We start from the raw sequence: 22,919 nt of genomic DNA, 5'->3' as shown, positions 1-22,919 counted from the left end.
TTTAGATATGAAGTGGTCTGTTTTCTGTTGCGGCAAGGCAGGCTTCCTTAACTGCCTCCATATAGGTGGGATGAGCGTGTGACATACGCGATACATCCTCGGCTGAGGCGCGGTACTCCATTGCAGTTACCGCCGCTGCGATCATATCGGCTGCTCTGGCGCCAATTATATGTACACCCAGAATTTCATCGGTATTCTTATCGGCCAATACTTTTACAACACCATCGATATCCATACTTGCCCTGGCTCTGCCCAACGCCCGAAACGGGAATGATCCTGTTTTATAGGCTGAGTTCTTTTCCTTCAGCTGTTCTTCGGTTGCTCCAACCCCGGCAACTTCAGGCCATGTATAGACGACATTCGGGATGAGATTGTAATGGATATGAGGCTTTTGCCCTGCCAGCTGTTCTGCTACGAGAATACCTTCTTCTTCAGCTTTGTGGGCCAGCATAGCCCCGCGGATAACATCCCCGATGGCATAAATATTATCGACTGCCGTCTGAAGGTGATCGTTTACCTCGATCTGTCCGCGGTCATTTGTTTTAACCCCAATATTTTCAAGACCAAGCCCCTGCGTATAGGGCTTTCTGCCAATCGCCACCAGGCAATAATCGCCTTCCCATTCTACTTTATTTCCCTTCCTGTCCTCCGCCTGAACTTTAACACCCTTACCGGTATTTTCTACCGCGGTAACTTTATGACTAAGCGCAAATTCGATACCCAGTTTCTTAGTGGCTTTCTGCAGTTCTTTACCCATGGTGCTGTCCATGGTGGGTATTAATCGGTCCATGTATTCCACCACTGTCACCTTCGAGCCAATTCGCGCATAAACAGAACCCAGCTCCATTCCGATTACGCCGCCACCAATGACGATCATGTGTTTGGGCAATTCCTTTAATTCCAGCGCCTCGGTACTGGAAATGATCCGTTTCTTATCAATTTTGGCAAATGGAAGATCTGCCGGTTTGGAACCCGTGGCGATGATCACGTTTTTCGTGGTGATTTCTGTGGGTTTGCCTTTTTCTGGGGTTACTTTGATGGTATTTTTATCAACAAATGATCCAATACCAGTAAGCACATCCACCTTGTTTTTCTTCATCAGATATTCCACACCGTCGCAGGTTTGTTTCACAACATCTGATTTCCGCTTGATCATTTGAGCCAGATCAACCTTGGGCTTATTGATCTTAATCCCATGCTCAGCGAAGGTATGTTCTGCATTGTGAAAATGTTCACTGGAATCCAGCATCGCTTTAGACGGAATACAGCCTACATTTAAGCAAGTCCCGCCCAGCGTTGGGTATTTTTCAATCAGTGCGGTTTTAAAACCAAGCTGGGCACAACGAATTGCTGCCACATATCCGCCAGGTCCTGAACCGATTATCGTTACATCATATTGCATCTTGATTCATTTTGAGGGTTAAACGCCGATCATTAGTCTGGCAGGATCTTCGAGCAGTTCCTTAACGCGGTAAAGGAAACTTACCGACTCGCGGCCGTCGATGATTCTGTGGTCGTAAGAAAGGGCAAGGTACATTACAGGTCTTACCACAACCTCGCCATTTTCCACAACAGCACGCTCAACGATGTTGTGCATGCCAAGAATGGCAGATTGTGGCGCGTTGATAATCGGTGTAGACAGCATACTACCAAAGATCCCCCCGTTGGTAATGGTAAAAGTGCCACCGCTCATTTCCTCAATGGAAAGTTTACCATCACGTGCTTTTCCAGCAAGACGGATTATCTCTTTTTCTATTCCCTGGAAATCAAGATTCTCAGCATTTCGTATGACAGGTACTACGAGTCCTTTAGGCGTGGAGACAGCAATAGAAATGTCACAATAATCGTGATAAACCATTTCCTCTCCGTCAATTGCGGCATTCACTGCCGGCCATTCCAGCAATGCCTGGCAACAGGCCTTCGTGAAGAATGACATGAACCCGAGACCAACACCGTATTTCTCCTTGAATTTCTCCTTGTATTTGGAACGCAGATCCATGACCGGCTTCATGTTCACTTCATTGAAGGTCGTGAGCATGGCCGTTTCATTTTTAACGGATACCAGTCGGCGTGAGATCGTTTTGCGCAGGGTGGTCATTTTTTCACGGCGATCGTTCCTTGCACCTGCAGGAGCTGGCGGGGCTTCTGTCCTGGCTGGTGCGGATTGACCGGATGAAGCGGGTTTAGCAGCTTTGGAAGCATTCTGTGCATCTTCTTTAGTAATGCGACCGCCAACACCGGTACCTTTTACATCTGCGGTATCGACCCCTTTTTCACTCAGGATTTTTGCTGCTGCCGGGGAAGCATGTCCTGCGGCATAACCTGATTCGTTCGATTGGGAAGGGGTTTGATCAGCCTGTTTCGATTCAGATGCTGCAGCGGGTGCTCCGCCTTCCATAACCTCGATTTTACAGATGGTAGCACCGATTTCCAGCGTATCACCTTCGCCTGCAACAATTTGCAATTTTCCCGAAGCTTCGGCCGGTAATTCAAAAGTGGCCTTGTCTGATTCTACCTCTGCGATAATTTCGTCGAGCTCAACAAAATCACCGTCTTCCTTCAGCCATGAGCTGATGGTGACTTCAGTGATAGATTCTCCCACTGAAGGGACAACCATCTCTTTTATTTCTCCGGTCTTTTTTGGCTGCGCTGCTGACGGTTCATCCCCTTTTGAAGATGGGGCTGATTTCTCTTCTTTTGCTTCCTGCTTTTTGCCGGAATCGTCGATTTCGCAGATCAATGCGCCAACCTCAAGTGTATCGCCTTCCTGGGCCTTTATCTTCAACGTACCAGCCGCTTCAGCAGGCAGTTCAAATGTGGCTTTATCAGATTCTAATTCTGCGATGATCTCATCTTGTTCCACATAATCACCGTCATTTTTCAGCCATGATGCAATGGTCACTTCGGTAATGGATTCCCCGACTTCCGGGACCGTAATTTTTATACTCATTTGAAAATGGTATTTAGAGTGTTAATGCTTTTTTAATAATGTTGGCCTGGTCTTCCTTGTGGACTTTCGAATAACCCGTTGCAGGAGAGGCACTGGCCTTTCTTGAGATTAGTTCAAACTTATGGGCCGGTAATACTCGTAGAATAAATGTCCAGTAACCCATATTGGCAGGTTCTTCCTGAACCCAGTATTTGTCGGCCTTCGGGTATTTCTTGAGCAATGCTTCGAATTGCTTTACCGGGAATGGTGCCAGTTGTTCGATCCTCACGATGGCGATATCCTTGATATTTTCTTTTGTGCGTTCTTCCTCCAGCTCGTAATAAATCTTGCCTGTACAGAAAATGACACGTTTTGCAGTTTTTTTGTTAACCACATTGTCATCTATGATCTCCTGGAACTTACCATCGGTGAACTCACTGAAAGGTGACATCACTGCAGGGTGTCTCAGCAATGACTTTGGAGAAAAGACCACACATGGTTTTCTGAAGTTCCACGTAACCTGACGCCGCAACAGATGGAAGAAGTTAGCAGGTGTGGTAATGTTGGCAGCGATGAGATTCTCTTCTGCCGATAACTGCAGAAATCTTTCTGGCCGGGCATTAGAGTGTTCAGGTCCCTGTCCCTCATAACCATGGGGGAGAAGCATTACCAGCCCGTTCATACGCTGCCATTTTGATTCGGCACTGGTTACAAACTGATCGATCATAACCTGTGCCCCATTGGCAAAGTCGCCAAACTGAGCTTCCCAAATAACCAGTGAATTGGGAGTGGCCATGGCATAACCGTATTCGAATCCGAGTACTCCAAACTCTGATAGCAGGGAGTTGTATATCCGGAAAGGTTCCTGACCTTCCTCAATATGATCAAGGTTGCAGTACGGCTGGTTATTGTTGGCATCGAAGACATAGGCGTGTCGGTGGGAAAATGTTCCACGCTTTACATCCTGTCCTGACATTCGGACGATCTTGTTTTCAATCAACAAAGAGCCATACGCCAGTAATTCAGCATCTGCCCAGTTTAACTCCTGACGTTCAAAGAAATTATTCTTTCGTTCCTTGATCAGTCGTTCGATTTGTTTCAGGGGCTTAAACCCTTTCGGAAGGGTTGTTAAAGCCTTGCCGATCCGGGTAATAGTCCCGCCAGAAATACTTGTGTCCGGCGAACTGATGAAGTCATCGCTTTTAGACCGGGTCATCTGTTCCCATTCCTTTTCAACCTTCTGGGGTTTATATGGAAGGGGCTTCTGCTTTACTTCATTCAGGCGATCCTGAAGAAGGTTTCTGAATTCCTTATCAAGAGCTTCCGCTTTGGTTTCATCAATGTCACCTCTTTCGATCAATTGTTTAACATAGATCTCCCTCGGGTTTGGATGTTTTGCGATCTTATTGTAAAGCAGAGGCTGTGTAAACTTGGGTTCATCACTTTCATTGTGCCCATGCCTTCTGTAGCATAACAGGTCAATAAAGAAATCTTTTCCAAACCGCTGATTGTATTCCACGGCCAGCTTTGCCCCAAATACGACGGCTTCCGGATCATCCCCGTTAATATGTAAAACAGGGGCGTCGATGATCTTTGCGATATCTGTACAGTAGATACTTGAACGCGCGTCATCATAATCAGTCGTAAAACCAACCTGGTTATTGATCACAAAATGGATGGTTCCACCGGTCTGATATCCGGGCAGTTGCGACATCTGAACGATTTCATAAACCAATCCCTGGCCAGCCAGGGCGGCATCACCATGAATGAGAACCGACATGGCTTTTCGTAAATCACCATCATATTCATCATCGATCTGTCCGCGCGTATATCCCAGAACGACCGGATCCACTGCTTCAAGGTGTGACGGATTGGGTGTAAGTTTAACGTAGATGTTCTTTTCAGCGGGGGTATTAATTTGACTGGAATAGCCAAGGTGATATTTTACATCGCCGTCTCCCATCGTCAGATCGGGATCAGTTGTACCCTCGAATTCGCTGAAAATTTCTTCATATGTCTTGCCCATAATGTTGGCAAGTACATTAAGCCTGCCCCGGTGCGCCATTCCGATCACAACCTCTTTTACATCCATTTCCGATGCTTTGGTGATGATGGTATCAAGTGCCGGGATTGTATTTTCGCCTCCCTCAAGCGAAAATCGTTTTTGGCCTAAAAATTTGGTATGAAGGAAGTTTTCAAAAACAACTGCTTCATTAAGCTTCTGCAGGATTCTGTTTTTTTGCTTACGGTCAGGCTCGGTATCTCTTCCGAATTGTTCACATTTTTCCTTGAACCACTGAAGGATTTCGCCATCACGGATGTGCATGTATTCATACCCGATGTGACCCAGGTAAACCGAATCCAGCAACTGGATGATGTTGCGTAATTTAGTTTTACCAAGACCCACTTCTTCTCCTACAACAAACTCCTCGTCAAGGTCAGACTCCGAGAGTCCGAATGTTTCAAGGTCCAGCGATACCTTGTGATCACGGCGCTGTCTTACGGGATTGGTGTCTGATTTTAGGTGTGCCCTGGTTCTGTAGGCGTGAATCAGATTACGTACGGCCGTCTCTTTGTTGGAAAGGGTGGTGTCCACCACCACTCCGTTGGTCGGGCGTTCTTGTGAAAACTCAAATCCTTCGAAGAATTTTCTCCAGGATTCATCTACGCTTTCCGGATCTTTACGGTAATCAGCATAAAGCTGATCAATATAGCTTCCATGAGCGTTGGATATATAGGAATACGTGTCCATCTTTTATGCTCGTCACCTTTTCGTTGAAAACCAAAGGTATGCAGAATAGATTGCATTAAAAAATTGTATACACGCATAAACGAATATATAGATGTAAGATGCTTCCCGACTTTGAACCATCCATATCTAAAATATTTAGCCCTTTGATCGTATATAATAAAAAAAACATTATCTTTGCAGTCCAAAAATTTTAACCGCGGACGTGTTCCGCATGGTATAAACTGAAAAATAAAAATGGCAGTAAAAATTCGTTTGGCCAGAAGAGGCCGGAAAAAACAGGCCATCTACGACATCGTTGTTGCAGATGCGCGCGCTCCACGGGATGGACGCTACATTGAAAAAGTAGGACGTTACAATCCAAATACCGATCCTGCAACCATTGAACTGGCCGAAGATCGTGCCCTTGACTGGGTTATGAACGGTGCTCAGCCTACCGATACTGTTCGCGCGATTCTTTCATATCGCGGAATCCTTATGAAAAAACATCTTCAGGTAGGTGTTAATAAAGGTGCAATCACTCAGGAAGAAGCTGATAAGCGCTTCCAGGCGTGGTTGGACGACAAGGAAAACAAGATCCAGCAGAAGCGAGATCGCATTGCTAGAGAAGCTGCTGATAGTGCCAAAGCACGTAAGGAAGCCGAAGCAAAGGTGAAAGAAGCACGTGCTGCTGCATTGGCAACAAAGAATAAGGTTGAAGAGGAAGCTCCTGCAGCAGAGGCAGAAGAAGCACCTGCAGCGGAAGCAGCACCTGCAACGGAAGCAGCTGAAGAAGCTCCCGCAGCAGAGGCAGCTGAAGAAGCGCCTGCAGCAGAGGTGGCTGAAGAAGCTCCCGCAGCAGAAGCAGCAGAAGAAGCGCCTGCAGCAGAAGCAGCAGAAGAAGCGCCTGCAGCAGAGGCAGCAGAGGAAGCGCCTGCAGCAGAGGTAGCAGAAGAAGCTCCTGCGGCAGAGGTAGCAGAAGAAGCTCCTGCGGCAGAGGCAGCAGAAGAAGCACCTGTAGCTGAAGAAACTCCAGCAGAGGAAGAAGCACCTGCTAAAGACGAATCAGCCGAAGAAGAAGGCGAAGAGAAAAAATAATCCGATGCGCGCGGAAGACTGTTTCCAGCTAGGGTACGTCACTAAGCCGCATGGATTAAAGGGGGAGGTATCTATATTTCTTGATACCGATGTCCCTGAATACTATCAGGAAATGGAATCAGTGTTTGTTCAGATTGAGAACAAGCTGGTTCCATTTTTTATTGATAACATCGAGATTCGTAAAGACCGTGCAATTGTGAAATTTGAAGGGGTTGATTCCCTGGAGGATGCGGAATCTATGCGGGGAATGGGATTGTATCTTCCTGCTGACCAGTTGCCGCCGTTGGATGATAAGTCATTCTACTATCACGAAATTGAGGGTTTTACAGCTCAGGATGTCCACCATGGCGAGATCGGCGTCATCAATACGGTTTATTCCTCCGGTCCGCAGGACCTGTTTTCAATCCTCTTTAATTCGAAGGAAATACTTGTTCCGGTGCACGATGATATTCTGGTGCGCATCAATCGTGATGAAAAGAAAGTAGTGCTCAGCCTGCCTGAAGGATTGCTTGACCTATACCTGAATGAATAATTATGCGGATTGATATCATCACCTGCCTGCCGAAATTGCTGGAAAGCCCCTTTTCCGATTCCATCCTGATGAGGGCCCAAAAGAAGGGCCTGGTCACTATTGAAGTGCATGATCTAAGAGCATATGCCACCGATAAACATCAGCGGGTTGATGACTATGCCTACGGAGGCGGTGCAGGAATGGTGCTGATGGTCGAGCCGATCGCCAATTGTATCCGGTCACTACAGGCTGACCGGCACTACGATGAAATTATTTATATGAGCCCGGATGGCGAACCGTTTGTCCAGCGTACTGCAAACGAATTGTCGCTAAAAGAAAATATCATGATCCTGTGCGGTCACTACAAGGGTGTCGATGAACGGATTCGCGAGAAATTTATTACCCGGGAAATCAGTATTGGAGATTACGTGCTTTCGGGTGGTGAACTGGCGGCTGCGGTGGTTACCGATGCAGTAGTTCGTCTGCTTCCCAATGTATTGTCTGATGAAACATCCGCGTTGACGGATTCATTTCAGGATGGTCTTCTGGCACCACCAGTATACACCCGGCCGGCTGAATTCGAAGGTCTTAAAGTCCCTGAAATACTGCTTTCGGGCCATGAACAGAAAATTGAGAATTGGCGTTTTGAGCAGGCACAAAAGAGAACACGCGAGCGGAGACCGGATCTGCTCTCAGATTGATTTGAATAGCATAAATAATTTGAACGGAATGTATTTCATGTTAAAAAATATATCTATATTTGCAGTCCGTTTTGAGAAAAATATAGAATAGCTACATAGCCATGAACGATATAATTAAATCCCTGGAGGCAGAAGGTACTGAAGTACGTAATGCATTCCCTGATTTTAAAGCTGGTGATACCGTGAACGTTCACGTGAAGATCACTGAAGGTAATAAGGAGCGAATCCAGCAGTTTCAGGGTACTGTTATCCAGCGCCGTCATCCTAATACGAACGGTGAAACCTTTACAGTTCGTAAAGTTTCAAACGGTATCGGTGTGGAAAGAATCTTCCCTTTACTGTCACCGAGCATCGACAAGATCGAGATTGTACGTAAAGGTAAAGTGCGTCGTGCCCGTCTTTACTACCTGCGCGGACGTCAGGGTAAAGCGGCTCGTATTAAAGAGAAACTTGCACACAAACGCGCTTAAGGCGTTTGCGTTAAACATTGTGAAAGGCTGCCTTATGGCGGCCTTTTTTATTTTACCCCTGACAATTTTCACCAGCAATTTCAAATTCTCTCCAAAAGATTTCATACTTTGTTGTAATACCAAACAACAGAAACCATGGAAGAAATCATTGTGAGCCTGATTGCAGGCGGTCTTGGCGGAAATATTGCCGGGTCATTAATGAAAAATAAGAGTCTTGGAATACTTGGGAATTCCATCGCCGGGATAATCGGAGGTGGATTGGGCGGTCAGATTCTTGGCATGCTTGGCCTGGGGGGAGACAGTATGCTGGCTACAATCGGTGCAAGTACCGTTGGCGGGGGAATTGTGATGTTGATCGTAGGGTTTATCAAGGGAGCCATGTCCAAAAAAGCATAAAAAAAAGCGGCAATTTGCCGCTTTCCTTTTATCTGTTTATGAATTGAGTGCGCCCAGGGCATTGAGATCTTCCAGTGCCTTGATAAGACGGGCATTAAAAGATTCTTCAGCTTTACGCAGCCATACGCGCGGATCATAATACTTTTTATTCGGAGCATCATCAGAATCAGGGTTTCCAATCTGACCCTGTAAGTAGGCAGAGTGCTCCAGATAGAAATTACGTACTCCATCCCAGAAAGCCCACTGTGTATCGGTATCAATATTCATTTTGATAACCCCATACGAGATGCCCTCCCTGATCTCTTCAACCGTTGACCCGGATCCTCCATGGAATACGAAATCAACCGGCTGTGGGCCGGTTCCGAATTTTTCCTGGATGTAATCCTGCGAATTTTTTAAAATAACCGGAGTGAGTTTCACATTGCCCGGTTTATAAACTCCGTGAACATTTCCGAAGGCCGCAGCCACCGTAAATTTATCGCTCACTTTTCTCAACTCTTCATACGCGTAGGCCACCTCTTCAGGCTGGGTATACAGTTTTGAACTGTCTACGCCTGTATTATCCACCCCGTCTTCTTCACCACCGGTTACCCCGAGTTCAATTTCAAGGGTCATGTCCATTTTACTCATACGGTCAAGATAACGCTTACAGATCTCAATATTTTCTTCAAGGGGCTCTTCAGAAAGATCGATCATGTGGGAACTGAACAGCGAATGACCATGCACTTTATAAAACTCTTCACCGGCACTGAGCATTCCATCCATCCAGGGGAGTAATTTCTTTGCGCAGTGATCGGTATGCAGTATTACAGTCGCACCATACTTTTCTGCCATGTGATGTACGTGATGGGCACCTGAAACAGCTCCGGCAATAGCGGCTTTCTGATCTGTATTGTCCATTCCTTTACCGGCATAGAAAATAGATCCGCCATTGGAAAACTGGATCATTGCTGGTGATTTGGTTTTGGCCGATGTTTCAAGGACACCGTTCACGGTATTTGTTCCTGTTACATTAACCGCGGGAAGGGCAAATCCTTTCTCCTTGGCAAATTGAAACATACGCTGAACATCGGATCCCGTTAAAACTCCGGGTTTGAATGCTGAAGACATAGCTTGCTAATTAATAGTTGTAGTTGAATTTGGATAGTAAAGATAACTATTTCAGTGTCGTTTGACATTGTTCTGCCGAATTTTTGAAAGCTGGCGTTTACTACGGATATTTGTTCGTTAATTGTCCATTGCTCCACCGACTATACTAACTATGAGCTGGTTTAAAAGAAAAGATAAGGGTATTCAGACACCAACCGAAGCAAAGCGCGAAGCGCCGGACGGATTATGGTTCAAAACTCCCAGCGGTAAGATAATTCACACCCGTGAACTCAAGAACAATGCCTACGTGAGCCCGGAAGACGGCTATCATGTACGTATAGGCTCTGCCGAATATTTCCAGATCATATTCGACAATAATAAATTTACAGAACTGGATGCGAAGATAGAATCTGCTGATCCCCTGAAATTCACTGATAGCAAAAAGTACCCTGAAAGAATCAAGGAAAGTCAGTCCAAGACCGGCCTGAAAGATGCCGTGCGCTCTGCCTATGGAAAAATGAATGGTATAGACATCACGGTTGCCTGTATGGATTTTAGCTTTATAGGCGGTTCAATGGGCTCTGTGGTGGGAGAAAAAATTGCCCGGGCCATCGATCATTCGCTCAAAACTAAAACTCCGTTTCTGATGATCTCAAAGTCAGGCGGCGCCAGAATGATGGAAGCCGGGTTGTCATTGATGCAAATGGCGAAAACATCAGCGAAACTGGCTTTGCTCAGCGAAGCGGGCATTCCCTACATTTCATTGCTTACAGACCCCACTACGGGAGGCGTAACTGCTTCCTATGCCATGCTGGGAGACTTTAATATTGCTGAACCTGGAGCCCTCATTGGTTTTGCAGGTCCGCGAGTGATTCGTGAAACTATTGGAAAAGATCTTCCCAAGGGATTTCAGAGTGCAGAATTCGTTCTGGATCATGGATTCCTTGACTTCATTGTAGATCGAAGAAATCTGAAAAGCAGGCTTACCACACTGCTGACGATGCTGAAAGATTAACGCAGCTCTGCCGAATACTCCTTTACCACTGAAATAAAGGTTTTAACTGCCTCTGGTGAAATATCAGGGTAGACGCCGTGTCCCAAATTGGCGATATGGCGCTTTGTGCCAAAATTAATGAGCATACGCCTGGTTTCCTCCATGATGACATCCGGGCTTCCGTATAGCACACAGGGATCAAGATTTCCCTGCAGAACTTTGCCAGGCATTTCTTGCCGAAACGTAGCAGGATTCATACACCAGTCAAGTCCGATTGTTTCACAATCAAGTTCATTGAGCTTTTTTGCAGAGATTCGTACATCCTTTGCAAACACCGTTAATGGTGTGTCCTGGATGGCGGCGCAGATTTGATGCAGATAAAACAGGGAGAATTCCTCGTATTGATTTGGGGGTAAAATACCTGCCCAGGAATCAAATACCTGAAGCACATCAGCGCCGGCTTCTACCTGGGCATGCAGGTAATTTATAGTACTATCCGTGATCATCTGCAACAGCCTGTGAGCCAGCTCAGGCTCACGATAAAGCATCGCCCTCGCCCGGGAAAAAGTTTTGCTGCCCGAACCTTCGACCATATAGGCGAAAATAGTCCATGGAGCACCGGCAAATCCGATCAGAGGCACACGGCCATTCAATTCTTTTTTTGTGATTTGAATGGCGTCAAGTGTATACTGGATATCACCCCCTTCAGCGACATGAAGTTTGTTAATATCACTTTCTGTGGCGATGGTAGTTCTGAAAAGCGGACCTCTCTTTTCGACCATGTCATAAGGAAGTCCCATTGCTTCGGGAATTACCAGGATATCGCTGAATATGATGGCAGCATCAACATCAAGGTGGTCGACTGGCTGGATTGTTACCTCAGCGGCCAGTTCAGGTGTTTCTACCAATTCCTTGAATCCACTTAATTTATTTCGAAGTGCACGGTATTCCGGAAGAATCCTGCCAGCTTGCCGCATGAGCCAAACAGGTGTACGTTCCGTTTTTTCACCCCGGATCGTGCGTAAAAGTAGGTCGTTCCTTAATTCCATGGCGCAAAGATAACCGAATTCCTTATCTTTCACCTGTGGACAGCAACCTGATATTTTCCGTACGCCCGGCTTGTTTCCGCCTGTTACTGATTTGGGTGGTTTTCTCCGGATCACGATGTGCTTCCCAGCCACCCGAGGAGATATTTACCTCCTATGATCGTTCATTGGTTCCTTTTGAACTGTATGAGCCAGACCAGTCATTTACACTTCCTGAAGAGTTGCGCGAGATCAGCGGTCTGACCGATGCCGGAAATGGCATGCTGGCTGCCATTGAGGACGAAAACGGCATTCTATATTTTCTCAATGCATCAAATGGCAAAATACATGCAACATATGATTTTGGTAAGAGAGGTGATTACGAAGCCGTTGAAAAACTTGGCGACAGATTTTATGTAATGAAAAGCAACGGAGATCTTACCCATTTTACGCTACACCAGGGAAAGGTGAATGATATTAAAACGCTGGATACGGACTTTTCATCTGCCAATGATATCGAGGGCCTCGCCGTTTTTAATAATCAGTTCCTGGTAGCCTGCAAAGCCGATCCGGAGGTTAAAAAAAATGACATCAGGGGAAAAGCAATCTATTCACTAAACGGCGATTTGGAGGTTCAACCAAAACCGATCATCATTTTGGACGAAGAAATGCTGGAAAAATGGATTCGGAAGCGACTGCCTGACGTGCGCATTAATGATTTTGACCCGTCCGGAGTCGCAGTAGATCCGATTTCAGGATACGTTTACATCATTTCCGCAGATCATATTTTGAGTGTCTTTACACAGGATGGAGCCCTGCTGGAAGTGGTGCTGCTTGATAAAAAGATCTATCGGCAGCCTGAAGGGCTCTCATTTGATGCCCGTGGAAACTTGTTTATTTCGAGCGAAGGTTCGGGCCGGAAGGCCCGGTTGTTTGTGCTGAAGAGAAAATAAAAAAAGTGCCTTGTGGCACTTTTCATCAACCGGTAAGCTCTGTTAAAGCTGATAAATTGATTTTATGGAATGAAGAGCGATATTTCTGCCACTCTTGGTTATGATCCCTTCCGGTCTGATGCCTACGACAGCATCTACGATTGTCTCTTCTCCGTCTTCCTGCGCTTGTTCAATTTGTACCTGCCGATCATAAAAATTTCCCAGGATAAGCGCTCTGCGAAGACGTATCTTCCTGGGGGACGGCGCCACTTTAGTATTCATCTGTATAAATAGGTTATTGATACAAGGTTAACGGAATCCTTGCCATTTCGTATTTCCAAATCTGTTAGCAGCAGTTATTCGGTTTGAAATGAAGAAAATGACGTCGAATGGTCAGAAGGGTTTTGAAATTCTCCAGGACCGTATTCCCAGTAATAAGGCAAAGGGAATCAGTGAATTATGGAGATCCTGAGGAAGTAATGCCCATAGGAACACGAGAATTATCATGAATCCGGCGGTAAACATGAAGAACTTTCGTACCCAGCGGGGACTTTCATTTTTTAGCAACCAGAAGGATACAGGAAAGTACAAAGGAATTGCCCACAGCAGGTTCAGATTTCGGGCGGCAGCATTATGATCGGTGGCAAACCATAGCCCTGCCAGCAACCATCCAACCAGACCGGTTATGGTGAAAAGCAGAAAATCAAGCCAACGGAATCTCTTTTTTCTTTTGTAATCTTTCCATGTGAGCCAGATGCCAAATACCAGAGCAATTGAAAAAGTAATGAAGGGTGTGATCAGGCTGGATTGATCAGGTTCAGGGGTAGAATCATAGGTGACAATTGTTTCTTTAACCAGCGGAACACGCTGTCCGTCGCGAATTATATAGGCATGATTAAATCCCTGCTCGATGTAATCAGGGAGAAACATATACATTGGAGGTGTTGCAACCGTATCCATGGGCAATCCAAGGCACAGGTCAATACCCAGGTCGCCCCAGGGCTGTTCCTGTAAGTAAATATCCGTGAGATCGCGGATCGTATAATCTGTGGTGATGTAACTTCCGTCGAATTGAATCGAATCGCCAAATGTACGAATGAGCGCATCCCTTACCCGCGTGGCGCAATTATCGTAGAAATAATCGTAATAATAGAATCTGTTCTCTTCCTGAATATTCCACTGCAGGAAGTTGAAAAATTCCTGTTTCTCCGAAGTATTCAGATTCAGTACCTGTTCATGAATGTACCTGTTGTCGCGAATATAGGCGTCACGGAAGTAGGAGTATTCAGATAACGCAAGCTGATAGTTGAGGAATCCACGAGCAAAATTCAGGTAGAAATTGGGCTGATTGAAATCAAAAACCCCATAGTTGAAGATATAATCAAAACCCCTGACAGGATCTGTAACACGTATGGCGCTATGTCCAAAGGCCGAATATAGTTCACCCTGATAAGGGCCACATGTAAGAATGCGAATTTCCGCATCCGGCGAAAGCCGCACCTGAGCTGTGGATGAAAATCCAAGGACAAGTATGAGCAGACCGGTCAATGTTGATTTCATGCACCCGAATATACAGGATAATTTAAACTAGCACTATCCGATAATCAGGTTGGGAGTCAAAATCTGTACTTTTTCAGGAAAATCATTTCTTCAATCGCAGCGAATTCTTTCAGGTTGTGATTTGTATCTTCACAATCAGTACGTCCATGAAGTGAAATGAGCCAACGCAGGAAGCATGCAACGGTAGATGAGTATATCGCCAATTTTCCGCCTGATATTCAATCCAAATTGGAACATATGAGGTTCTGTATACGTGAAGCATGCCCCGAAGCATTTGAGTGTATCAGTTATGGCATGCCAACCTATAAACTCAGTAGGGCGCTGGTACATTTTGCCGGATATCAGCATCATATTGGTTTCTATCCAACGCCCTCTGCCATCAGTGAATTCAAAAACGACCTGCGGGAGTTTCATACCTCTAAAGGGGCGGTACAATTTCCACTTGAAAATGACATTCCATGTAGTCTGGTTCAGCGAATTGTTCGATTCCGTGTAAAGGAATTGAATGGATAGTTGCCAAATGCATTCTGCTTCGTGTATTTTTAAACATGATTTTCCGAAATGATACCTGGAATCTGCTTGCTCATTTGACGTTTCGTCGATGCTGGAACGCCTTAAAGATTGTTTCAGGTTATTTCTTATCAAGAATTACGCGGAATCCACGCCAGTTCGGAATGCCGGTGAGTATTGCCTTTGAGCCTACAACATCGTGCAACCTGCGCTGTCCGGAATGCCCTTCAGGCCTCAGATCTTTCTCCAGGCCTACGGGAATGCTTCAGGGAGAGCTGTTTCGGAATGTTATTGATGAAGTATGCAGCGATCTTTTCTATCTCACCTTTTATTTTCAGGGTGAGCCTTATTTACATCCTGAATTTCTGGATCTGGTTCGATACGCGGGATCCAGGAATATTTATACAGCTACATCCACCAATGCTCATTACCTGAGCGATCAGAAGGCCAAAGAAACAGTTGAATCCGGCCTGAACCGGCTTATCATTTCGATCGATGGTACAACCCAGGAAACGTATGAATCCTATCGCGTGGGTGGCTCTCTGCAAAAAGTACTTGACGGGACAAGGCGGCTGATTGAGTGGAAGAAGAAACTAAAATCGAAGACGCCCCATATCATCTTTCAATTTCTCGTTGTTGCCCCGAATGAACACCAAATTCATGAGGTTAAGGAATTAGGAAGGTCGCTCGGTGTCGACGAGGTGCGATTCAAAACAGCACAGATATATGATTACCAGCATGGATCTCCCCTGATTCCCTCAAATGATCGATATGCCAGGTATCGGGAGCAGGCTGACGGCACCTGGCAAATCAAGAATAAACTGCTTGACCATTGCTGGAAAATGTGGCATAGCTGTGTGATTACCTGGGATGGGAAGATTGTGCCCTGTTGTTTTGACAAGGACGCGCAGCATGCACTTGGAGCAATTGGCAATGAATCATTTCGTGAGATCTGGATGGGGACATCCTATACGCAATTCAGGAAAGCGCTTCTGAAGGGAAGAAATCAAATAGAAATATGCAATAACTGTACGGAAGGTACTGCTATTTGGGCTTAGCGCGTGACAACAGCGACTGCCGTGCAGGTGAATCACATCCGCATTTCGGACCGCATCCTTCCTGACCAGGTTTATTCTGAAGGTAGATATGGCGTGCCACATAAATGATGGCACCGATGAATAATATGACAAGTAGAATTTCCTGCATTTCTTTTGGTAACGGCGAAGTTAGCCGATTAGTTCGTGCGATGCCAGTGACTCTGAATGATTTTCATCATGGAAGCATGAACCGGTCCGGCGGCGATAATTTCTCTTCCAAATAAAGCGTTATGATTCCCTGAGAAATCCGTTACGGATCCTCCAGCTTCTTCGACGAGTAAGATTCCTGCTGCTACATCCCATGCATTGAGGTTGTATTCAAAAAATCCCTCAAATCTTCCACATGCGGTATATGCCAGGTCCACTGCAGCACTGCCCAGTCGGCGTAATCCATGGGTATTTTGCATGAAGTCGTTGAGAATATCAAGGTAGACAGGCATTTGTCCGAAATCATAATAGGGAAAACCCGTAGCGAGCAGCGAATCACTCAATTGATTGATAGAAGAGACGTTGATTGGGTTGCCATTGCAAAATGCACCATCACCCCGACGTGCATGAAATAATTCATCTCCACAAATTTCATAGACAATTCCAAGTACCACCTCATTACGGTCTGTTAATGCAAGGCTGATGGCATACACGGGGAGTCCGTGGACAAAGTTTGTTGTTCCATCCAGGGGATCTATGATCCAGTTGTATCTTTCCGAACGGTGGTCGGCAGTTCCTTCCTCCGTGATAAACCCTGCTTCAGGCAGAATTTCCCGGCAACCGGCAACCAGCTTTTTTTCTGCCTCCTTATCCACAAAGGAAACAAGGTCATTGAACCCCTTTTTTTCGATACTATCTGCTGAAAATTCACGTGATGCCGCGCGGATAAATTCTCCGACAGACCTTACAAGGTGTATCGCTTCGGTGAGCACAGATTGTCTCATGGTGTTACTTTTCTTTTAACAAGTCCGTAAATTACAATAAGAACAGTTACCCATGCACAGGTGCGGCCGGTAATTTCTCCCGCACTGTCAAATTTTCCAGAAGTAATGATATTCCTGAACCCATCGGCAACCTCACCTGCATTGAGAGCACCAATTGTTGGATCGAGGATCCAATAAGAAATGATTCCGGGGATGCTTATCAGAACCGCGGATAGCAGCAGGGATCTCCATCTAAAAATGCCGTTGAATATGGCCATGTTCCGGAAGAGAACAAAGTATGTCCCGATATTTGCCAGCAGAATCCAGGCCGAAACACCAGTTATGCCAGATTGAGTATTCCACCGTTGGATTGCCGGAAATTCTGAGAGGCTGCTGCCCAGTAGAAAATGAGCATACTCGGGAACAAATATCATGGAGATATATTCTATACCGGCATAGAAGATAACTATTGTAACCAGTCCCAGTCGGTTTTTGGCATGCGTATCGGTAAGCCAGTAAGCAAAAAATGCGAATGACATGATAATGCCATAGTTGATCGATAAGGGGATTCCGGGGGACCCATTCTTAATAAAGCTGGCAATAACAACATAGCTCAGTACCAGCGTACCAGCCACAGATATGCCAAACGAGGTAAATGGCAGATTTTTTTCCTTATGGAATGCATAAAGTGCAAAGATTGGTGCCACAGCCAGGGTAATCGTCCATGGAAACTGGGGCAATAAAAATGCAATTACCCATGCAATGAAGCTGATTCCTGCCAGCAGCGGGATAATATATTTACCTGGTGCCTTCAACAATTAGTACGATTTCTCCTTTTGGTGGGTGTTTCTCATAATGTAAATGCAGGTTGGCTAATGTGTCATTACGGGTTTCTTCGTGGATCTTGGTAAGTTCCCTGCTTACCGATGCCATTCGATCGCCGAATGCCTCATGCAATTGATGGAGGGTTTTTATCAATCTATGCGGACTTTCATAAAAAACGATCGTTCGTGATTCAGTTTTCAATTCATTAATCCGCGTAGCCCTCCCTTTTTTGTGAGGAAGGAAACCTTCAAATACAAATTTGTCCGATGGTAAGCCTGATTTCACAAGGGCAGGAACGAAGGCCGTAGGGCCCGGAAGGCATTCCACTACCAGATCTTCAGCGATGCATTCACGTACGAGTAAAAAGCCGGGATCCGATATACCCGGGGTACCGGCATCGGTGATCAATGCCATGATCTCCCCATTTTTCATTCGCTGAATGAGAGGCGAGATGGCTTTGTGTTCATTGAAGATATGGTAACTCTGTCGGGGAGTTTCGATACCATAGTGTTTCAGTAATTTGCCCGACGTGCGGGTATCCTCTGCCAATATCATATCTACCTCCTTCAGCAAGCGCAGCGACCGGAGGGTAATGTCCTCAAGGTTACCAATGGGGGTTGGAATGAGGTATAATGATGTCATGCAAGCAATTTATCAATTTCAGCAGCCAGTTTCCTGTCCTTTTCGGTAATAATGTCACCAGCATCATGGGTCGACAGGGAAATGGTTACGGTGTTATAAACGTTATGCCAGGAGGGGTGATGATTCATCTTTTCAGCAAGGATCGCCACCTGGGTCATAAAACCGAATGCTTCAACAAAATTTTTGAATTCGAAAGTTTGATTTAACGAATTATCCTGTTCTTTCCAGTTCATAATGTTATTTTTTGGCAGTGAAAATGTATTGATATTCCAGACTTACTGAATCCAGCTGAATCTTCTGAAACCCGGCTTTTGTCAGATCGTTTCGTACTACGGTTGGATTCAGGACCGGAGTTTCATCGGATATAACCGGAACCTCATCATTTTTATAATCAACAATACATATCGAACCATTCTCAGTTAGACCAGCATAAACCTTTTTAAGGTATTCAACACGATCCGGAAGGAAAGTATATGTATTCACCAATAGAACGAAATCAGCCTCATTTGGTTCGAGTGGCGGGCTGTCGGGTTCAGAAAGACGGGTTTCTATCTGTTGCTGCCTGCTTGAGCTAAGCTGGTCCCTGCGGTCACTTATGTAGGTAAGATAATCCGGATCAATATCAACGGCGATTACATTCGCGCCCCGTTCAGCAAGCCGGAAAGTGAAGTATCCGGTTCCGGCTCCAATATCGGCGACAGTTTTATTCTCCAGATTCCCGAGCTTATCGAGTACAAGATCCGGATTTTGCCAATACTGCCTGTCGCCGGGTAATGCCTGTGGCTGCGATTCTTTGATATTGTTGTTATCGAATACCTGCGATCCGGCAGAACCTGTGCCGGTGGTATCCCATGTTTCCCGTGGCGCGTCACTTTGAGGTTTGCTGCATGACAGCATAAAAAGCAACAGTATAGGAATAATGATTCGCATACTAGAGTGCGATTATTCCTTCAATTTCGTTTGCCTTAACGTAAATATCGATAATCTGGTCGCTCGAATCTGCCATAACACGGCTTGTTAAGCTAATGTATGCCCCTTTACTTGATTCTCTTTCAGACACGTCATGCTTTGCAAAAAGCTCCCTCACCTGCTGGATCTTGTCCTTTGGTACAATGAATTTAAACGTATAAAGAGAGGGCCATTCATACTCATTCTCAAGTTGACGGCGAAAGGAATCTATGGAATCTTTATGCTTCATCAGCCTTTAATTTTGCACCAGGCACATGGCAGTGGTTCCATGTGAAAAAAAAAGCGGGCCAGGCCCGCTTTAAATTTAATAGAATTTGTAACGATTATCGACAATTCCAGAATTGTCTTTGATCGCTTCAGCAATATTTTCAGCTGTTCGTTGTGCTTTTGTATTGCGCAGTTGCTGTGCGAATGCGCTGTAATCTGCAATTTCAGGCGCTTCGGTAATATTCTGTGTTTCAATGATCAGAACTCCGCTTTCTCCTGCGAAAGGTTTCGAACGCTCACCGCCTGCCTGGGAGAATGCGATTCCGATTGCCATCGGATCAAACCCAACATTAGGCAAAATATTTGCGTCGAGACGCAGATCACTGCTTTCATAAACATTAGCTCCTTCACCATAGGTTGCGGCGATTTCCTCCAGTGTACCTGTGGGGCTGCCCAGTTTTTCCATGATGATGCCGGCTTTTTTCTCATTGGCCACCTGCCTGCTAACTTCTTCCTTAACCTTATCAAGCGGTAAAGTGCCTTTAGGAATTTCTTCAGTCATAACAGCGATTACATATTGCTCATTGATCTCAAGGTCTTCAGATACGTCTCCCACACTGGCGTCTTTGAACAGCCATCGAACCAATTCACGCGCATCTCCGAGACCAGCGACACGCTGATCATTCTGACGCAAACCTGTTGCAGGGAGAACGATCAAATCTTTTTCCTGTGCAGCTTTATCAAAAGAAGCAATATCAGTGGCGTTAGATGCGAAAAGATCCGCTTCACGGGCTGCGATGTTTCGTGTTTCATCAGACGCGATTACATTTCTAACAACTCGTGCGATATCATATAACGTGGTATCAGGATATAGTTTACTCACCTTATAAAGACTGTATCCACTTGGAGTAAGATAGGGGCCGTATACATTTCCCTGCTGAAGACTATCAGCCATGGGCTTCAGATAGATGGGTAGGGTTTGCGCATTATAGGTGAGGTAAAAATCCCTGGAGTCACTCTGGCGCTCTGCAAACACTGAATCATCCTCAACCTCTGTGAAAGCCTGCACAAGGCCCTGGATTTCTTCCCGTACATACAATGAATCTTCAGGTGAAGGAATGATCGGGAATGATACAAACTTCATACTGCGAACAGCCTCCGTTTTATAGTCTTCCTTATGTGCGTTGTAATATGATTTCATTTCAGCATCGGAAACCGAGACCTCAGATTCGCTAACGGAAGGATAGGGGATGTAAAGATACTTTACCTCAGCGACATCATTCTGTGCATGATATGAGCGCTCAGCCTCTGCCTTTGTTACATAATTGGCATTAACCAATAAATTCTCATACTTCAGACGCGTACGTCCGGGTACCAGGGAACTGCGAACCGTATTCCACAATACCTGGTATTGCTGCGGATATGTTTCCATATTCTGCAGGAAATTGATCAACTGATCCCGGTCAAACTGACCCGTCTGAGGGTTTGTGAAAATACTCTGAACAGTAGGGTCGATATTACGTCCCTGAACCAGATCCCATTCCTCATCAGCCGGAACTGTAATGCCAAGTTCATCGTATTGCTGCTGGAATGCATACCTGTTGATGAGTAATTCCCAGGCTTGCTCACGTATGGTAGCTGCCTGCTGCTGAGAAGGCTGACGCCCGGTGTAGATCGCAAAGTCGCGTTCCCGCTCATCGATTGCTTCCTGGAACTCCTGGAACTGGATAGTGGTACCCGCAATCTCGCCCACTTCATTTTCACTTCCGCCAAGGAGTGAACTATTCGGGCCCAGAATATCTGCGGCTACAAATGAAAGGATTGCAATGGCAATAACAACCACCACAAACTTCCCCATTTTATTTCTTAACGTATTTATTAATGCCATTTCGTATTAAGTACTTACAGTTGATGCAAAGAGGCGCAAATTTAGGGAGTTAGAAAGTAATATCAAACAGAAGTTGAAGGAGATAATCAATCTTCGGTCTTATGTACCGTAATCTTTACGGTATCGATCCTTATATCATGTACATTTTGGATCGTAATTATGTAGGGATCGAGATCCAGTGTATCTCCTTCCTCTGGCAGGTCTTCTGTAATTGACAGGATAAGCCCGCCCAGTGTTTCATAATCTCCGACGGGTAATTCCCAGGAATATTTTTCATTCAGGTAATCAATTTCCTGTCTTGCACTGAACAGGTAGGTGTTTTCATCAATGGCAAGTTCTGTGAGGTCCTCGTCATCATGTTCGTCCTGAATTTCTCCAAAAATCTCTTCAATTATATCCTCAATACTCACCACGCCGCTTGTGCCTCCGTATTCATCCACCACCAGGGCAATGCTCTTACGTTCTGAAATGAACTGGATCATCAGTTCATTGGCAAGCATCGTTTCTGGTACAATCAAAATGGGTGTGAGGATATCGCCAATCGATTTAGGCTTTTTGAATAACTCCAGTGAATGGCAGTATCCGATTACATCGTCAATCGATTCGCGGTAAATCAGGATTTTCGAATGACCGCTGTCGGTAAAAGCCTGCCGAAGCTCCTCGATACTGTCTTCAATATCCACAGCAACGATTTCTGTTCGGGGAATCATACATTCACGCACGCGGATTGTTTTGAATTCCAGGGCATTGTTAAAAATCCGGGTATCGAGTTCAACATTACTTTCTTCATCAGAAAGCAGTGTATTCTTGATATAGTTGTCCAAATCTGTCAGACGAAATGCAGGCCTGTCCTCGGAATACTCCAATCCGAGGACTCGTGTGATGACGAGTTTTGAAAAGTTTACGATAACCCAAACGACCGGTGTCATCAACCAGTAGATTACATACATCGGATAGGCCAGTATAGACAACATCCAGTTCGGGTTGATCATGAAGATACTTTTGGGAAGGAATTCCGCGGTAATTAATACAACGATCGTTGAAAGGATGGTTTGAACCACCAGTAATCCTGCTTCATTGTTCAGAATATCGGGGAGGTATGCCTGAATCACAGGATCCAGCAGCTTTGCCATGAATACGCCATAAATTACAAGGGCGATCGTATTTCCTATAAGTGTGGTGCCAATAAACTGAGAAGGATTCTGCATAAAACGGGTGAGAATCCGGCTGGTGCCATGACCTTTTTTGCTTTGAAGTTCAATATGAAGCTTATCTGCCGATACAAAGGCGATTTCAATACCCGAAAAAAAGGCCGAGAACAGCAGGGTAATGATGATGGGTAAAAGTAAGTCGGGGTTGATCATGAAAGCGGGTTATCTTTTCTGCCCTTCAATAATTGATATAAAAATAGCAGGATAAGACTTAACATAAAAATCC

General features: G+C 45.4%; 25 protein-coding genes. 9 read left to right on the top strand and 16 right to left on the bottom strand.

The features are described from left to right. Position 1 precedes the first annotated feature (1 nt). Genes lpdA through LDX50_RS25270 form a run of 3 tightly spaced genes read right to left on the bottom strand, consistent with a single transcriptional unit; the run spans position 2 to position 5,681 of the window. Positions 2 to 1,402 (bottom strand): dihydrolipoyl dehydrogenase, encoded by a 1,401-nt coding sequence (gene lpdA / locus LDX50_RS25280; protein WP_225699062.1) that lies wholly within the window; start codon positions 1,400 to 1,402, stop codon positions 2 to 4. Positions 1,403 to 1,420: 18 nt separating this feature from the next. Then, on the bottom strand, positions 1,421 to 2,950 hold the full coding sequence (odhB, locus tag LDX50_RS25275) for a 2-oxoglutarate dehydrogenase complex dihydrolipoyllysine-residue succinyltransferase (RefSeq protein ID WP_225699061.1): 1,530 nt from the start codon (positions 2,948 to 2,950) through the stop codon (positions 1,421 to 1,423). Positions 2,951 to 2,963: 13 nt separating this feature from the next. Then, complete coding sequence (locus LDX50_RS25270) at positions 2,964 to 5,681, bottom strand: 2-oxoglutarate dehydrogenase E1 component (protein ID WP_225699060.1); 2,718 nt, start codon at positions 5,679 to 5,681, stop codon at positions 2,964 to 2,966. Positions 5,682 to 5,915: 234 nt separating this feature from the next. Between LDX50_RS25270 and LDX50_RS25265 the strand changes: the two genes are divergently transcribed. From LDX50_RS25265 to LDX50_RS25245, 5 genes are all read left to right on the top strand, one after another. Beyond that, positions 5,916 to 6,755, top strand: a complete 840-nt coding sequence (locus tag LDX50_RS25265) for a 30S ribosomal protein S16 (RefSeq protein ID WP_225699059.1) — start codon at positions 5,916 to 5,918, stop codon at positions 6,753 to 6,755. A gap of 4 nt (positions 6,756 to 6,759) precedes the next feature. After that, a complete protein-coding gene (rimM, locus tag LDX50_RS25260; protein WP_225699058.1) occupies positions 6,760 to 7,287 on the top strand; it encodes a ribosome maturation factor RimM in 528 nt (175 codons plus the stop codon). A 2-nt stretch (positions 7,288 to 7,289) separates the two neighbouring features. Further along, positions 7,290 to 7,967 (top strand): tRNA (guanosine(37)-N1)-methyltransferase TrmD, encoded by a 678-nt coding sequence (trmD, locus tag LDX50_RS25255; protein WP_225699057.1) that lies wholly within the window; start codon positions 7,290 to 7,292, stop codon positions 7,965 to 7,967. Between the two features lie 101 nt (positions 7,968 to 8,068). Next, entirely contained in the window at positions 8,069 to 8,437 is a 369-nt protein-coding gene (rplS, locus tag LDX50_RS25250) for a 50S ribosomal protein L19 (protein WP_255647396.1), read from the top strand. A 135-nt stretch (positions 8,438 to 8,572) separates the two neighbouring features. Beyond that, positions 8,573 to 8,833: a GlsB/YeaQ/YmgE family stress response membrane protein gene (locus LDX50_RS25245; RefSeq protein ID WP_225699056.1), complete on the top strand. Its 261-nt coding sequence runs from the start codon at positions 8,573 to 8,575 to the stop codon at positions 8,831 to 8,833. A gap of 36 nt (positions 8,834 to 8,869) precedes the next feature. Here the strand turns inward: LDX50_RS25245 and fbaA are convergent, their stop codons facing one another. Further along, the gene (gene fbaA / locus LDX50_RS25240; protein ID WP_225699055.1) at positions 8,870 to 9,943 is read right to left on the bottom strand and encodes a class II fructose-bisphosphate aldolase; all 1,074 of its coding nucleotides are present in this window, start codon (positions 9,941 to 9,943) and stop codon (positions 8,870 to 8,872) included. 151 nt (positions 9,944 to 10,094) lie between these two features. On the opposite strand from fbaA, the gene accD reads away from it, so the two are divergent. Continuing rightward, positions 10,095 to 10,937: an acetyl-CoA carboxylase, carboxyltransferase subunit beta gene (gene accD / locus LDX50_RS25235; RefSeq protein ID WP_225699054.1), complete on the top strand. Its 843-nt coding sequence runs from the start codon at positions 10,095 to 10,097 to the stop codon at positions 10,935 to 10,937. On the opposite strand, the gene hemE is transcribed toward accD, so the two are convergent. Beyond that, entirely contained in the window at positions 10,934 to 11,965 is a 1,032-nt protein-coding gene (gene hemE, locus LDX50_RS25230) for a uroporphyrinogen decarboxylase (RefSeq protein WP_225699053.1), read from the bottom strand. The two genes, accD and hemE, sit on opposite strands and share 4 nt — an antisense overlap. A gap of 35 nt (positions 11,966 to 12,000) precedes the next feature. Here hemE and LDX50_RS25225 point away from each other — a divergent pair, with 35 nt between their 5' ends. Further along, positions 12,001 to 12,894, top strand: coding sequence for an SdiA-regulated domain-containing protein (locus LDX50_RS25225; RefSeq protein ID WP_225699052.1), 894 nt, complete (start codon positions 12,001 to 12,003; stop codon positions 12,892 to 12,894). A 42-nt stretch (positions 12,895 to 12,936) separates the two neighbouring features. Here the strand turns inward: LDX50_RS25225 and LDX50_RS25220 are convergent, their stop codons facing one another. Both LDX50_RS25220 and LDX50_RS25215 read right to left on the bottom strand, forming a co-directional pair. Beyond that, entirely contained in the window at positions 12,937 to 13,155 is a 219-nt protein-coding gene (locus tag LDX50_RS25220) for a hypothetical protein (RefSeq protein WP_225699051.1), read from the bottom strand. 111 nt (positions 13,156 to 13,266) lie between these two features. Next, complete coding sequence (locus LDX50_RS25215) at positions 13,267 to 14,433, bottom strand: lipoprotein N-acyltransferase Lnb domain-containing protein (protein ID WP_225699050.1); 1,167 nt, start codon at positions 14,431 to 14,433, stop codon at positions 13,267 to 13,269. 156 nt (positions 14,434 to 14,589) lie between these two features. Here LDX50_RS25215 and LDX50_RS25210 point away from each other — a divergent pair, with 156 nt between their 5' ends. Then, the gene (locus tag LDX50_RS25210; protein ID WP_225699049.1) at positions 14,590 to 14,946 is read left to right on the top strand and encodes an iron chaperone; all 357 of its coding nucleotides are present in this window, start codon (positions 14,590 to 14,592) and stop codon (positions 14,944 to 14,946) included. A 35-nt stretch (positions 14,947 to 14,981) separates the two neighbouring features. After that, complete coding sequence (locus tag LDX50_RS25205; protein ID WP_225699048.1) at positions 14,982 to 16,001, top strand: SPASM domain-containing protein; 1,020 nt, start codon at positions 14,982 to 14,984, stop codon at positions 15,999 to 16,001. On the opposite strand, the gene LDX50_RS25200 is transcribed toward LDX50_RS25205, so the two are convergent. The 9 genes from LDX50_RS25200 to LDX50_RS25160 form a co-directional block, all read right to left on the bottom strand. Continuing rightward, entirely contained in the window at positions 15,988 to 16,149 is a 162-nt protein-coding gene (locus tag LDX50_RS25200; protein WP_225699047.1) for a FeoB-associated Cys-rich membrane protein, read from the bottom strand. The genes LDX50_RS25205 and LDX50_RS25200 overlap by 14 nt on opposite strands. A gap of 28 nt (positions 16,150 to 16,177) precedes the next feature. After that, positions 16,178 to 16,972 carry an inositol monophosphatase family protein gene (locus LDX50_RS25195; RefSeq protein WP_225699046.1) on the bottom strand — a complete coding sequence of 265 codons (795 nt, stop codon included), beginning with the start codon at positions 16,970 to 16,972 and terminating at the stop codon, positions 16,178 to 16,180. Further along, complete coding sequence (locus LDX50_RS25190; protein WP_225699045.1) at positions 16,969 to 17,766, bottom strand: hypothetical protein; 798 nt, start codon at positions 17,764 to 17,766, stop codon at positions 16,969 to 16,971. The genes LDX50_RS25195 and LDX50_RS25190 overlap by 4 nt, the downstream gene beginning before the upstream one ends. Then, positions 17,750 to 18,418 (bottom strand): 16S rRNA (cytidine(1402)-2'-O)-methyltransferase, encoded by a 669-nt coding sequence (gene rsmI / locus LDX50_RS25185; RefSeq protein ID WP_225699044.1) that lies wholly within the window; start codon positions 18,416 to 18,418, stop codon positions 17,750 to 17,752. Before rsmI ends, LDX50_RS25190 begins: the two co-directional genes overlap by 17 nt. Beyond that, positions 18,415 to 18,651 carry a 4a-hydroxytetrahydrobiopterin dehydratase gene (locus tag LDX50_RS25180; RefSeq protein ID WP_225699043.1) on the bottom strand — a complete coding sequence of 79 codons (237 nt, stop codon included), beginning with the start codon at positions 18,649 to 18,651 and terminating at the stop codon, positions 18,415 to 18,417. Before LDX50_RS25180 ends, rsmI begins: the two co-directional genes overlap by 4 nt. A gap of 4 nt (positions 18,652 to 18,655) precedes the next feature. Further along, positions 18,656 to 19,348 carry a class I SAM-dependent methyltransferase gene (locus tag LDX50_RS25175; protein ID WP_225699042.1) on the bottom strand — a complete coding sequence of 231 codons (693 nt, stop codon included), beginning with the start codon at positions 19,346 to 19,348 and terminating at the stop codon, positions 18,656 to 18,658. Between the two features lies 1 nt (position 19,349). Further along, a complete protein-coding gene (locus LDX50_RS25170; RefSeq protein ID WP_225699041.1) occupies positions 19,350 to 19,616 on the bottom strand; it encodes a DUF493 family protein in 267 nt (88 codons plus the stop codon). A gap of 75 nt (positions 19,617 to 19,691) precedes the next feature. Next, the gene (locus LDX50_RS25165; protein WP_225699040.1) at positions 19,692 to 21,482 is read right to left on the bottom strand and encodes a peptidylprolyl isomerase; all 1,791 of its coding nucleotides are present in this window, start codon (positions 21,480 to 21,482) and stop codon (positions 19,692 to 19,694) included. Positions 21,483 to 21,568: 86 nt separating this feature from the next. Next, a complete protein-coding gene (locus LDX50_RS25160; protein WP_420828567.1) occupies positions 21,569 to 22,843 on the bottom strand; it encodes a hemolysin family protein in 1,275 nt (424 codons plus the stop codon). Between the last annotated feature and the right edge of the window lie 76 nt (positions 22,844 to 22,919).

It is taken from the genome of Fulvivirga sedimenti, assembly GCF_020328055.1.
The sequence above is the reverse complement of the archived record's forward strand: the minus strand, read 5'-3'. Positions and strand labels throughout refer to the sequence as shown.

What these genes read in the sequence shown, in the direction of transcription:
- lpdA (WP_225699062.1), bottom strand. Translation starts at nt 1,402, where the DNA reads ATGCAATATGATGTAACGATAATCGGTTCAGGACCTGGCGGATATGTG.
- odhB (WP_225699061.1), bottom strand. Translation starts at nt 2,950, where the DNA reads ATGAGTATAAAAATTACGGTCCCGGAAGTCGGGGAATCCATTACCGAA.
- LDX50_RS25270 (WP_225699060.1), bottom strand. Translation starts at nt 5,681, where the DNA reads ATGGACACGTATTCCTATATATCCAACGCTCATGGAAGCTATATTGAT.
- LDX50_RS25265 (WP_225699059.1), top strand. Translation starts at nt 5,916, where the DNA reads ATGGCAGTAAAAATTCGTTTGGCCAGAAGAGGCCGGAAAAAACAGGCC.
- rimM (WP_225699058.1), top strand. Translation starts at nt 6,760, where the DNA reads ATGCGCGCGGAAGACTGTTTCCAGCTAGGGTACGTCACTAAGCCGCAT.
- trmD (WP_225699057.1), top strand. Translation starts at nt 7,290, where the DNA reads ATGCGGATTGATATCATCACCTGCCTGCCGAAATTGCTGGAAAGCCCC.
- rplS (WP_255647396.1), top strand. Translation starts at nt 8,069, where the DNA reads ATGAACGATATAATTAAATCCCTGGAGGCAGAAGGTACTGAAGTACGT.
- LDX50_RS25245 (WP_225699056.1), top strand. Translation starts at nt 8,573, where the DNA reads ATGGAAGAAATCATTGTGAGCCTGATTGCAGGCGGTCTTGGCGGAAAT.
- fbaA (WP_225699055.1), bottom strand. Translation starts at nt 9,943, where the DNA reads ATGTCTTCAGCATTCAAACCCGGAGTTTTAACGGGATCCGATGTTCAG.
- accD (WP_225699054.1), top strand. Translation starts at nt 10,095, where the DNA reads ATGAGCTGGTTTAAAAGAAAAGATAAGGGTATTCAGACACCAACCGAA.
- hemE (WP_225699053.1), bottom strand. Translation starts at nt 11,965, where the DNA reads ATGGAATTAAGGAACGACCTACTTTTACGCACGATCCGGGGTGAAAAA.
- LDX50_RS25220 (WP_225699051.1), bottom strand. Translation starts at nt 13,155, where the DNA reads ATGAATACTAAAGTGGCGCCGTCCCCCAGGAAGATACGTCTTCGCAGA.
- LDX50_RS25215 (WP_225699050.1), bottom strand. Translation starts at nt 14,433, where the DNA reads ATGAAATCAACATTGACCGGTCTGCTCATACTTGTCCTTGGATTTTCA.
- LDX50_RS25210 (WP_225699049.1), top strand. Translation starts at nt 14,590, where the DNA reads ATGAGCCAACGCAGGAAGCATGCAACGGTAGATGAGTATATCGCCAAT.
- LDX50_RS25205 (WP_225699048.1), top strand. Translation starts at nt 14,982, where the DNA reads ATGATTTTCCGAAATGATACCTGGAATCTGCTTGCTCATTTGACGTTT.
- LDX50_RS25200 (WP_225699047.1), bottom strand. Translation starts at nt 16,149, where the DNA reads ATGCAGGAAATTCTACTTGTCATATTATTCATCGGTGCCATCATTTAT.
- LDX50_RS25195 (WP_225699046.1), bottom strand. Translation starts at nt 16,972, where the DNA reads ATGAGACAATCTGTGCTCACCGAAGCGATACACCTTGTAAGGTCTGTC.
- rsmI (WP_225699044.1), bottom strand. Translation starts at nt 18,418, where the DNA reads ATGACATCATTATACCTCATTCCAACCCCCATTGGTAACCTTGAGGAC.
- LDX50_RS25180 (WP_225699043.1), bottom strand. Translation starts at nt 18,651, where the DNA reads ATGAACTGGAAAGAACAGGATAATTCGTTAAATCAAACTTTCGAATTC.
- LDX50_RS25175 (WP_225699042.1), bottom strand. Translation starts at nt 19,348, where the DNA reads ATGCGAATCATTATTCCTATACTGTTGCTTTTTATGCTGTCATGCAGC.
- LDX50_RS25170 (WP_225699041.1), bottom strand. Translation starts at nt 19,616, where the DNA reads ATGAAGCATAAAGATTCCATAGATTCCTTTCGCCGTCAACTTGAGAAT.
- LDX50_RS25165 (WP_225699040.1), bottom strand. Translation starts at nt 21,482, where the DNA reads ATGGCATTAATAAATACGTTAAGAAATAAAATGGGGAAGTTTGTGGTG.